Annotated in this window: 10 protein-coding genes; 6 read left to right on the top strand and 4 right to left on the bottom strand. The window is 72.5% G+C overall.

Features of this window, described 5'->3' with window-relative positions:
* Window positions 1-130 precede the first annotated feature (130 nt).
* On the bottom strand, window positions 131-1,756 hold the full coding sequence (locus tag ACIBM5_RS45850) for an ABC transporter substrate-binding protein (protein WP_396012649.1): 1,626 nt from the start codon (window positions 1,754-1,756) through the stop codon (window positions 131-133).
* A gap of 455 nt (window positions 1,757-2,211) precedes the next feature.
* Between ACIBM5_RS45850 and ACIBM5_RS45845 the strand changes: the two genes are divergently transcribed.
* The 5 genes from ACIBM5_RS45845 (at window position 2,212) to ACIBM5_RS45825 (ending at window position 7,118) form a co-directional block, all read left to right on the top strand.
* The gene (locus tag ACIBM5_RS45845) at window positions 2,212-2,748 is read left to right on the top strand and encodes a helix-turn-helix domain-containing protein (RefSeq protein ID WP_391583773.1); all 537 of its coding nucleotides are present in this window, start codon (window positions 2,212-2,214) and stop codon (window positions 2,746-2,748) included.
* 162 nt (window positions 2,749-2,910) lie between these two features.
* Window positions 2,911-3,831, top strand: a complete 921-nt coding sequence (locus ACIBM5_RS45840) for a dihydrodipicolinate synthase family protein (RefSeq protein WP_391583774.1) — start codon at window positions 2,911-2,913, stop codon at window positions 3,829-3,831.
* Window positions 3,831-5,015 carry an NAD(P)/FAD-dependent oxidoreductase gene (locus tag ACIBM5_RS45835; protein ID WP_396012648.1) on the top strand — a complete coding sequence of 395 codons (1,185 nt, stop codon included), beginning with the start codon at window positions 3,831-3,833 and terminating at the stop codon, window positions 5,013-5,015. The genes ACIBM5_RS45840 and ACIBM5_RS45835 overlap by 1 nt, the downstream gene beginning before the upstream one ends.
* A complete protein-coding gene (locus ACIBM5_RS45830) occupies window positions 5,008-5,592 on the top strand; it encodes a (2Fe-2S)-binding protein (RefSeq protein ID WP_396012647.1) in 585 nt (194 codons plus the stop codon). Before ACIBM5_RS45835 ends, ACIBM5_RS45830 begins: the two co-directional genes overlap by 8 nt.
* Before the next feature lie 2 nt (window positions 5,593-5,594).
* Window positions 5,595-7,118: an FAD-dependent oxidoreductase gene (locus tag ACIBM5_RS45825; RefSeq protein ID WP_396012646.1), complete on the top strand. Its 1,524-nt coding sequence runs from the start codon at window positions 5,595-5,597 to the stop codon at window positions 7,116-7,118.
* Between the two features lie 29 nt (window positions 7,119-7,147).
* Here ACIBM5_RS45825 and ACIBM5_RS45820 read toward each other — a convergent pair whose 3' ends face one another.
* Window positions 7,148-7,750, bottom strand: a complete 603-nt coding sequence (locus ACIBM5_RS45820) for a transglycosylase SLT domain-containing protein (protein WP_396012645.1) — start codon at window positions 7,748-7,750, stop codon at window positions 7,148-7,150.
* A gap of 147 nt (window positions 7,751-7,897) precedes the next feature.
* Window positions 7,898-8,974, bottom strand: coding sequence for an alkene reductase (locus ACIBM5_RS45815; RefSeq protein ID WP_396012644.1), 1,077 nt, complete (start codon window positions 8,972-8,974; stop codon window positions 7,898-7,900).
* Between the two features lie 366 nt (window positions 8,975-9,340).
* Between ACIBM5_RS45815 and ACIBM5_RS45810 the strand changes: the two genes are divergently transcribed.
* Window positions 9,341-10,288: a helix-turn-helix transcriptional regulator gene (locus ACIBM5_RS45810; RefSeq protein ID WP_396012643.1), complete on the top strand. Its 948-nt coding sequence runs from the start codon at window positions 9,341-9,343 to the stop codon at window positions 10,286-10,288.
* An 88-nt stretch (window positions 10,289-10,376) separates the two neighbouring features.
* Here ACIBM5_RS45810 and ACIBM5_RS45805 read toward each other — a convergent pair whose 3' ends face one another.
* Window positions 10,377-11,126, bottom strand: a complete 750-nt coding sequence (locus tag ACIBM5_RS45805) for a GNAT family N-acetyltransferase (RefSeq protein WP_396012642.1) — start codon at window positions 11,124-11,126, stop codon at window positions 10,377-10,379.
* Window positions 11,127-11,226 lie beyond the last annotated feature (100 nt).

Here is an 11,226-nt window from a genome sequence, read left to right as displayed (position 1 = left end):
ACGCCGCCCGCCCCCCCCCCCCCCCCCCGCGCGGGGGGGGGGGGGGGGGGCCCGGGGGGGGGCGGGGGGGGGGGGGGCCGGGGGGGGGGGGGGCGCCCCCGGCCGGGGGGTGCCGCGGTCGACCCTGGGGTCAGCCGAGCTTGTCGACATCGATGTACCAGATCGGGTTGTAGTGCAGGTTCTTCACCGAGTTGTTCGCGGCGATCACCTGTGCGGGCTGAAGCAGCGGCATGAACGGGCCGGTCTTGTTCATCGCTTCCTGGAGCTGCTTGTACAGCGCGACGCGCTCGGCGTCGCTGGTGGCGACCTTGGCCCGCTGGGCGAGGTCGCTCACCTCGGCGTTGGCGTCCTTCTTCCAGCCGGCGCGCAGGGCGACCAGTTCACCCGGGGTGAACGCGAGGTAGTCGCTGGCGTCGGGGTAGTCGGCCTGCCACCACCACAGGCCCATCGACTCGGTGCCGTTGCGGTAGGAGTCCAGCGCGGTCTGGGTCGGGGCCGGCTTGAGGTTGATGTTGATGCCGACCTCCTTGAGGTTGGCCTGCACCCGGGCGCCGAGGTCGCCGAAGTTGATCCCGTTGATGGTCACGTCGGAGGCGTAGTACAGGTCGACGCTGGGGTTGTTCAGCCCGGCGCGGGCCAACGCGGCCTTGGCGCGCGGGACATCGCGCTGCACGGCCTTGGCCGGGTCGAGCGCGCCGGTGAAGAAGCCGGGCACGATGCCGGCGGCCTGCGCGGAGCCGGCGCCGGCCACGTCCAGCAGGCTCTTGTAGTCCAGGCCGTAGCGCACCGCCTCCTGGAAGTCCTTGTTGGAGGTGGTCGGCGAGGTGGCCGGGTTGTCGTTGGTGAACAGGAACGCAGTGGTGGGCGTGGGCTGTTGCAGCACCTGCGCCTGGCCCTTGACCTTGACCGCCTGGTCCGGCGACATGTCCAGGGAGACCTGGCTCTCGCCGCTGAGCACGTTCAACTGCTGGGTGTTCGCGGGCACGTTGCGCACCACGACCTTGGCGTACTTGGGCTTGGCGCCCCAGTAGTTGTCGTTGCGGGTGAGGATGACCTCACTGCTCACGTCGTACTTGGTGATCCGGTACGGGCCGCTGCCCTGCGAGTCGGAGTTCAGGAACTGCTCGGCCTTGTCGCCCTGGTCCGCACCCGCCGCGTCCGAGCCGCCGTGTGCGGCGACCGTCTTGGAGTTGACCACGCCCAGTGCGGGGGTGGCGATGCGGAACGGCAGCGCGGGGTCGGCGGCCTCGGTGGTGAGCACCACCGTGTGCTCGTCCTTGGCGGTCGCGGTGACGCCGTCGAGCAGGAAGGCCGGGTTGCCCTTGAGGTTCTTGACCCGGTTGAACGAGAACACCACGTCCTTGGCGGTCACCGGCGTGCCGTCGGAGAACTTGGCCTCCGGGCGCAGCGGGAAGGTGAACGTCTTGGCGTCGGGGGCGGCCTCGAAGGACGCGGCGAGCAGCGGTACCGGCTTGGTCACGTCGCCGCCCGCGAAGGTCAGCAGCGTGTCGTAGACGGGGCGGGTGACCAGGATCCCGGTGGGCTCGAAGGTCCGGCCCGGGTCGGCGGTCTTGAGACTGAACGAGGTGTCGACGACGAGCGTGCCGCCGTCGCCCTGGGCGTCGCCGGACTGCTTCTTGGCGCCGCCGCACGCGGCGAGCATCAAAGCGGCGGCGACGGTGACCGCCAATGGGGCGGCGGCCCGACGCACGGCCTTGGCCCGGCGACTGTCCCCGGTGGGGTGATTGCCCTGCATGGCGCACCTTCCTCAAGCCACCCGATCGGCCGATGACGGAACCGAGTGTTTGATCTGGCTGAACGGTGGGCTCGAAAGTAGGTGTCGCCGAGCGTGATGGTCAATGGCTTTCTCGGCCGTCTCGGCATTTGGGACCAAAGATCCATTCACGGTGATCACTCGTGAACGTGGAGCGACGATTTTTCGCCTTGATAACGGTTTGATGACTGCTCAGAGCCCCCATGGACGTCAAAAGCCGCACTCGCCGACAACGCCGCGCCGGGCACCCGCAACCCGGCCTTCACCCATCGGCAACCCGAGGACCATCACCCGGGCGGCGCAGTGATCTTGACGGGGAGTCAGCTTCATGCTTATGTTCGCCCCGAAACGTTCAACCACATTGAACACGCCATGAAGCACAAGCCAGGATCCGCGAGTCGAGGGTGCTCGGCACCGGAGCGAACGGGGATCGGACCATGCTGGGTGACCGACTGCGCGAACTACGGCAAGCGCACGATCTGACCTTGCGTCAGTTGGCCGTCCAAGCCGGGATATCGGCGGGCATGCTCAGTCAACTGGAGAACGGCGCCGCGGAACCGAGCCTGAGCACTCTGCGCAAGCTCGCTCGCGTCTTCGACACCTCCATCTCGACCCTGTTCGACGATCCGGACGTACCGCGCGTGGCCGTGACCACGCGCGACCGACGCATGCGGCTCGGCGCGGCCCGCCAGCACATCACCTACTCCAGGCTCACCCCCGGATCGGGCGATCTCGAAGTGCTGGAGGCCGACATCGAGCCCGGCCAGGCATCCTCCGACGAGCCGTACAGCCATCCCTCCACGGAATGCGCCACCGTGCTCGCCGGACGACTCGACGTCGAGGTGGACGGCCGCGTCCACCGTCTCGAAGAGGGTGACGCGATCACCTTCGACTCGCGCCTGCCGCACCGGTTCGTCAACTCCTCCGACAAACCGGCCCGGCTGCTCGTCGCGGTGACGCCGCCGATGCCGTAGGGCCCGCGGCCGGGAACGGTCACGGTTGCGGCCACGCACCCTCGGGTGGGAACGGCGCACCGTTCCCGGCGGTCCCGACGGCCCGGAACGGACCACGTTCCCGGCTCCCACGGGTATCGCGTCACCCGGATCCCGCGTTTGTGCCCCGAAAGGACCGAGGGCATGGACCGCAACACCGTCGACTGGCACGGCTACATACCGGCCGTGACAACCCCCTTCACCTCCCAGGGCGACCTCGATCTCGCGGCCTGGGACGAACAGTTGGAGTGGTTCGCCGCCGAACGCCTCGACGGCGTCGTCATCGCCGGCACCACCGGCGAGTGGTACACCCTCACCGCCACCGAACGCGCCGCCCTGTTCACCCGCGCCGCCCGCCGGGTCCGCGGCCGGTACACCCTGCTCGGCGGCTGCAACGCCTACACCGCCTCCGCCGCGATCGGCCACGCCCGCGCCGCGCGCGCCGCCGGCCTGGACGGCATCCTGCTCACCCCGCCGCCGTACGTGGTGCCCAACTCGCGCGAGATCGTGGCCTTCTACGAAGAAGTCTGTACCGCCGTCGACATCCCCGTCTGCGTCTACAACTGGCCCCGGGGCACCGGCGTCGACCTGGACACCGACACCCTGAGCGCGCTCGCCGACCTGCCCAACGTGGTCGCGATCAAGAACTCCACCGGCGACTTCGGCTCCTTCGTCAAGGGCCTGATCGCCCTGCACGAGCGGGTGCGCTACTTCGGCATCACCACCGACCGGGTCGGCGTCGCGCTGATGCGCGGCATCGGCGGCGACGGCCTGATGGGCGCCGGAGCCGTGCTGGGCCGGGACCACCCCGACTTCTTCCATCACCTCGCCGCGGGCGACGAGGCCGCCGCACTGGCCGTGGGCGCCCGCGACCGGGTGCTGATGCAGGCCTGGTTCACCGCCGACTACGGACCGCGCTTCGGCAGCGCACCGGCCATCCTCAAGCACGCCCTCACCCTGCGCGGCGTACCCGCCGGCCACCCGCGCCGCCCGCTGCTGCCGCTGACCGTCGCCGAGGCCGAACAGGTCCGCGCCACGGTCGCCGAACTCGGACTCCTCGCCTGATGACTCCCGGCCCGACTGAACCCACCGAAGTCCTGGTCGTCGGCGGCGGGCTGCTCGGCTGCGCGCTGGCCTACCACCTCGCCCGCGCGGGCGCCTCGGTCCGACTGATCGAGAAGGACCAGCTCAACCGGCACGCCTCCGGGCAGAACGCGGGCAGCCTGCACTTCCAACTCGAATACCGGATGATCCAACACGGCCCCACCGTGGCCGCCCGCGCCGCCGAGGCACTGCCGCTGCACCTGGACGCCATGCACTCGTGGGCCGGCCTGGAGGACGAACTCGGCGAGCCGTGCGGCGTGCGCCGCTCCGGCGGCCTGATGCTCGCCGAATCCCCCGAGGACATGGCCCTGCTCGCGCACAAGGCGCACCTGGAACACACCCACGGACTGCACGTCGAACTGCTCGACGCCCGTGCCACCCACGAACGCGCCCCCTATCTCTCCGACCGCGTGATCGGCGCCGCCTGGTGCCCCGGCGAGGGCAAGGCCAACCCGCGCCTGGTCACCCACGCCTACGCCCGCGCCGCCCGCCGACACGGCGCCCGGATCGACACCGGCGTACGGCTGACCGCGCTGCGCCACGACGGCCGACGGTGGCTCGCCGAGACCGCCGGCGGGCACCGCACGGCCGCGCGCGCGGTCGTGGTCGCGGCCGGCGTGTGGACCGGCGAGGTGGCCGCCATGGCCGACATCCGGCTGCCCCTGGTGCCCGTCGCGCTCACCATGACGGTCACCGCCGCGGCGCCGCCGCTGATCCCGCACCTGGTCCAGCACGCCGGCCGCCGCCTCTCGCTCAAGCAGACCGAGGAGGGCAACGTGCTCATCGGCGGTGGCCGCGCCGCCAAATTCGTCCAGCACGCCGGCGCCCTCGACCTGGACGCCCGCCCCGAACTGCGGCTGGACTCGGTGTTCGCCGGTGCCGACGCGGCGCGCGTGGTGCCGGCCGTACAGCGCCTGCCGGTGCTGCGCATCTGGTCCGGCGCCACCTCGCTGGCTCCCGACCAACTGCCCCTGCTCGGAGCCGTCCCGCGCCGCCCCGACTTCTTCGTCGCCACCGGCGGATCCGGCTTCACCCTCGGCCCCACCTACAGTCGCCTGCTCGCCGAACAGGTCCTCACCGGCACCACCGGGCTGCCCCTCGACGACTACTCCCCCGCACGGTTCGGAGCACTGAACTTTGTCTGACCACCCGGCGCAGGTGTCCATCACCCTCGACGGCCGCCCGCACACCGTGCCCCGCGGCCGCTCGCTGGCCGCCGCCCTGATCGCCACCGACCATCCCGTCACCCGGTACGACCGGGCCGGCCGGCCGCGCGCGCCCTATTGCGGGATGGGCGTGTGCTTCGACTGCGCCGTCACCGTCGACGGCACCCCACTGGTACGGGCCTGCCAGGAGCCGGTCCGCGCGGGCATGCGCGTGGAGACGGGGGGCGGGGTCGGCGCGGGTGCGGGTGTCGAGGCCGGCCGGGAGGTCGGCGCGGACGGGGGCGCGGGTGTGGGCACCGGCATGAAGGCCGGCCCGGGCGTGCGGGCCGACGCCGGCCGGGAAATCCATGCGGACATGCGTGTGGACGGTGGCACGGAGGACGGTCCGGACGTACGGATCGACACCGGTGCCGGCACCGGCACGGGCATGGGCACTGGCACGCGCACGGGCACCGGCACGGGCACGGGCACGGGCACGGGCACGGGGAACGAGGCCGGAACCGGGAACGGCACCCGGAACGACACGAACGCGCCCACCGAGATCGAGGACGTGTGATGATGACCGCCACCGAACCGCAGGTGCTGATCGTCGGCGCCGGTCCCGCCGGTCTCGCTGCCGCCGTCACCGCCGCCCGACACGGCGCGCAGGTCCTGGTCGTCGACGAACAGGCCCGTCCCGGCGGGCAGATCTGGCGCCGACCCGACCCCGACGCCGGCGGACCCGATCCGCTCGCCGGCCCCGCCTACGACGCCGGCCGCGCGTTGCTCGCCCGGGCCGCCGCGCACCCGGGGATCACCTTCGCGCACGACACCACCGCATGGGGCGTCTTCGGCACACACACCACGCCCGACGGCTTCGCCGCGCCTCCCGGCACGCCCGTGCCCGAGGGCCCCCGGGTCGCGGTGCACGGCCCCGGTGGGGTGGAAATCCTGCTGCCCCGCGCCCTGTTGCTCACCGCCGGCGCCTACGACCTGCCGGTGCCCGTACCCGGCTGGACCCTCCCCGGCTTCTTCACCGTCGGCGGCATCCAGGCCCTGCTCAAGGGTCACCGCACCCTCGCCGGCCGGCGTATCGTGCTGGCCGGCGCCCATCCGCTGCTGCTGATCGCCGCCGCGCAGCTCGTCCGCGCCGGCGCCGACGTCGCCGAAGTGGCCTTCGCGCAGGGCCTGCCCGGCCCCACCGAACTCACCCGCGCACTCGCCGCGCTGCCCGGCAACCGGGCCAAGGTCGCCGAGGGCCTCGCCGCCGTGCGCACCCTGCGGCAGGCCGGCGTGCCCATCCACACGCACACCCTGCTCCTGCGCGCCGACGGCGAGGAGCACGTCACCACCGCCGTATTGGCCGGGGTCGACCGCAACTGGCGTCCCGTACCCGGCACCGAACGCACCATCGCCTGCGACACCGTCGGCACCGGCTACGGCTTCGTCCCCTCCACCGAACTGGCCCGCCAGGCCGGATGCGAGGCAACCTGGAACGGGCCCGCCGGCGGCTGGGTCCTGGTCCACGACCACGCGATGCGCACCACCCTCCCGCACATCTGGGCGGCCGGCGAACTCACCGGCATCGCCGGCGCCGAACACGCGGTCGCCGCCGGCAAACGCGCCGCGCTGGACATCTGCCGCAGCCTGGGCCTCCTCGACGGCGCCGCCCATGCCCGCGAACTACCCTCCGTGGAACGCGAATTGGCCGCCACCACCCGAATGGCCAGGCTGCTCGAACACACCTGCGCACCCGATCGCGCCGCGCTGAACGCACTCGCCGAGGACGACACGCTGCTGTGCCGCTGCGAGGAGGTGACCTACGGGCAGATCCGCCGCACACTGCGGGACAACCCCGGCCTGGGCACCGCCGACGCGGTCAAACTCCTCAGCCGAGCGGGCATGGGCCCCTGCCAGGGCCGCATGTGCGGCCCCGCCCTGGTCGAACTCCTGCACGAGGAAACCCACATCCCCCGAGAAGCCCTCGGCCCCTTCACCGCACGCCCCCCGATCAAGCCCCTCCCGGTCGCCGCCCTCGCCGCAGCCCACGACGCCGGCACCCACGAACCCCCGAATCCCGCCGGCCCCGAGACGCCCCGGTAGCGAGTCGACACTCGCCGCGCGTCGCGGCGTCAACTCCGGACCTCTCTGCCGGACTCGGCCCAGTTGTCGTGCAGGCGGTCCAGGTACGCACTCGCCTGCGAGCCCGGCTTCACGCCGCGTGCGAATGCGAGCATGTTGCCGGCGCCGGTGTTGTAGCCCAGGGCGAGGAGTTCGTTCCCGGTCAGCGCACCGGCCCGGTTCGCGGGCAGTTGCGCGGCCAGGTCGTGCAGGTGCCAGGCCGCTGCCTCGATCGCCAGGTCCGGGTCGTCGGGCAGGTCCTGCCAGTCCCGATCGGCGAAGTCCCGGCCCTGCTTGGCCTCGTCGAAGGCGGCCTTGTGCATGTTCGCGATCCCGAAGGCGGAATCCGGCTTCAACTTCTGCCAGGCCCGCTCCAACGCCGAGTCGTGCGGCTTGTACGACTCGTTGTGCAGAATCGCCATCAGCAGTTGCGGATCGATGCCGGCCGCCCGCGCGTGCGCGACCACCTGCGGCGCGTAGCGGGCCGGTTGCCCGCCGCCCTTGGGCGCCGCCGTGTCCGCGGCACCGGGCGCCGCCGATCCGGACGCCCGCGCGGAATCGGTCCGCGGCGGCTCACACGCCACCGCTCCGGCACTCGCCACGACGAGCACCATCGCCGCCGGCCACCACCGACACCCGCGAGACTTCCGCACGCCGCGCCCTCCAGCTCGCACTCCGTACCCGACCGACCAGCCTACGCGGCACCCCACGGCCACCCCGGGTAAGCCCCGATCCGGCACCGACTGCGGTCCACCCGCCGGCTATCCGGCCGCCAGGCTCGGGTAGTCCACGTAGCCCTCCGCGCCGCCCCCGTAGATCCCGGTCTCGCGCGGTGCGTTGAGCGCGGCATCGGCCGCGATCCGCTGCGGAAGGTCCGGGTTGGCCAGGAACAACCTGCCGAACGCGTAGACGTCGGCGAGGCCGGTGCGCAGCACCCGCTCGGCCTGCTCACGACCACCGGGCTCGGGGCCGTCGTAGCTGCCGACCAGCGTGCCCCGCCAACGCGGGCGCAGATCGGCCAGCGCCGGATACTCCCCGGACTGCACCACATGCAGGTATGCCAGGCCCATGCCGTCCAGCGTGTCCACCAGCCGGTGGTAGCGCCGGGCCGGGTCGGTCTCGACGATGTCGAGGAGCCGGTTGTCGGGCGAGATGCGCAGCGCGGTCCGGTCCGCCCCGATCGCGGCGGCGACGGCCTCGACCACCTCCACCGCGAACCGGACCCGGTCGGCGTGGGCGTCGGTGCGCACATTGGCACTGTCGGAGAGGAACTGGGCCAGGAGGTAGCCGTAGGCCCCGTTGATCTCGACCCCGTCGAAGCCGGCGTCGACGGCGTTCCGGGCCGCTGCGGCGTGCGCCTCGATCGCCTGGCCGATCTCGCTCGCCGACATCGCGCGGGGTCGGACGTACTCCTTCGGACCGGCGGCGGTGTGGATGAAGCCGTGCGAGACGGCGATGGCGGAGGGTGCGACGGGCTCCTCGCCGCCGAGGAGATCGGGGTGGCAGACCCGGCCCACGTGCCACAGCTGGGCGAAGATCCGCCCACCCGCGGCATGCACGGCACGGGTGATCCGGCGCCAGCCCTCGACCTGGGCGGGATCGGTCAGGCCGGGGACGCCCGGGCCGCCCTTGCCGAGACGGTGCGGCCAGATGCCCTCGCTGACGATCAGGCCGGCGGCGGCACGCTGGGCGTAGTACCGGGTCATGATCGCCGTGGGAACGCCGGTGGCGTCGTCGGCCCGGGAACGGGTCATCGGCGCCATGGCCGCACGGTTCGGCAGCCGGAGGGCGGGGCCGTGGTACGGCTCCAGAAGGGGCGACTGCCCAGTCGTCCGCACCACGCGACGGGCGCTTGGGCCCGGTAGTCCCGGTGCCGCGGTTCCACGAAGGGGCCCCGCGGATCCCGTCGGCGGGCGGTCGGCGCCGGCCGATGCGTCATCGGCGTCTGCCCGTATGTGGTCGGCGTCGGTGGTCGGGCGGTCGGCGTCGGCTGCTGCTGCCTGGTCGGCGTCGATGCTCATCGCAATCTCCAGGGTCGTGATCGGTCGCTGCCACCGACGACTCGGCCGGCGGGGCGACCACGAGCCTGCCGCACCGCGGCCGAGTCACCCAGAGCCCTGATCGGCTTACGACCGGTGTTCCTACCACTGCCAGGGTCAGGCTCGCCCGCCCTCGTCGGGCCGCCGCCGCGGATAATGGGCGATATGAACGACCGGCCCGAGGCAGCACAGACGGCGGAGGCGACACCGGAGACCGAGGCGGCCGAACTCGGCGGCGAGCCGATCGATCCGCGCGCCGAGATCAGCGAGTTCCTGCGCAACCGGCGAGCCCGGCTGCGCCCCGAGGACGTCGGCCTGGCCGGCTCGACCGGGCGGCACCGGCGCGTGCCGGGACTGCGCCGCGAGGAACTGGCCCAGTTGGCCGGTGTGTCGGTCGCCTACCTCACCCGGCTCGAACAGGGCCGCGGCCACAACGTGTCCGAGGAGGTACTCGACGCCGTTGCCCGCGCCCTGCGGCTGACCGACGCCGAGGCCGAGTACCTCGATCACCTGATCAGGTGTCAGCGCCGCAGGCGCACCACGCCTCCGCAACAACAAGTGCGCGGCGCACTCAGGGGCTTGCTGGCCTCGCTGGAGGGGGTGCCGGCGTATGTGACCGGGCAGCGCTCGGACATCCTCGCCTGGAACCCGATGGCGGCGGCCCTGTTCGGCGGCTGGGACCGACTACCGCCCCGGGAGCGCAACTGGGCCCGGCTGGTGTTCCTGCACCCGGACCAGCGCCGCCTGTTCGTGGACTGGGAGGCCAAGGCAGCCGACATCGTCGGCGCCCTGCGCCTGGACGCGGGTTGCCATCCGAACGATCCGCGACTTTCCGCCCTGGTCGGCGAACTCTCGGTCAAGAGTGCGGAGTTCCGCTGCCTGTGGGCCAGGCACGACATCAGGGAGCAACACCACGGCGCCATGCACCTACACCACCCGCTGGTCGGCACCCTGACCCTGTCCTTCGAATCGCTGCGCCTACCCGACGACTCCGAACAGTCCCTGACCATGTACCACGCCGAACCCGGCTCGGCCACGGCGGAAAACCTGCGCCTGCTGGCCAGTTGGGGCGCAGACGCGACCACGCCGGAGGAGCGGGCACAACGCTCCTGAGCGCGAGCGAACCGGCGGGGGCCGGTGCGGACCGCCATGGCCTTGCGTACCGGGTGAAGGCGGCCACCGTCAGCGCACCGAGGGTCGGTCAACGAACGCCCGCTGCCTGCCCCTCGACACCGAGCCGAACACTCACCTGCGAGCCCACTTCCCGAAATCCCAGCGCGAGCGCCACCCGCTTGGACGGCTCCGGTCGTGCTCGCCACTGCGGAAGCAGGCCCGCGGCCAGGGCATGGGCCACCGCGGCCGAGGCGACGGTCCGCGCCAGGCCCCGGCCTCGGCTCCCCGGCGCCACCAGCACACCGTGCTGCGCCACGGACCGGGGCCAGAGCTGATAGCCGGCCGCGGCAACCACATGGACACCCTCGCGCACGACGAACACCGGCGACGTGACGTCCGCCAGACCGCTCTCGTCCGCATCCGCCGCGCCGACCCGATCCAGCAGCGCAGCCAACTCGGCACCGTCACGGGCCACTTCCTCGACGGCGGCGGCGCCATCGTGGGGCAGGAAGGCCGCGCGGTCCAGGTAGAGGAGCGAGGCCGGCCCCAGTACGTCGACAACGGGCAACGCCCCCAACAGGCCGCCCGCGTCCACGAGCCCGCTCGCCGGGGCCGCCTTTCGGACCGCGTCCGCCAACAACTCGGCGTCTCGTGCGTTCGGCGCGGTGGCGATCCCGGCCCCGCCGAGCAGCACGACCCCCGCCCAGGCGGGCGGACACAACTGCGAACCGGGCGAGACCACCACGTTCACCTCGCCCGTCCCCGGAAACTCCACCGCGGCCCCCGCAGCCTCGACCCACAACTCCCTAGCCCGGCCAAGGAAATGATCGCCATTCATGGTCGTATCGTGCCCCGCCGCAAGCCCCCGGAGCGACCGAATTCACCGCGCTCCCCCACCCCGCAAGCACACGTCGGCCATCGCCACACCCGCATCGTCC

It is taken from the genome of Embleya sp. NPDC050493 (assembly GCF_044458105.1).
In the GTDB taxonomy this organism is placed as follows: Bacteria; Actinomycetota; Actinomycetes; order Streptomycetales; family Streptomycetaceae; genus Embleya.
This window is presented reverse-complemented; position numbering and strand designations above follow the sequence as displayed.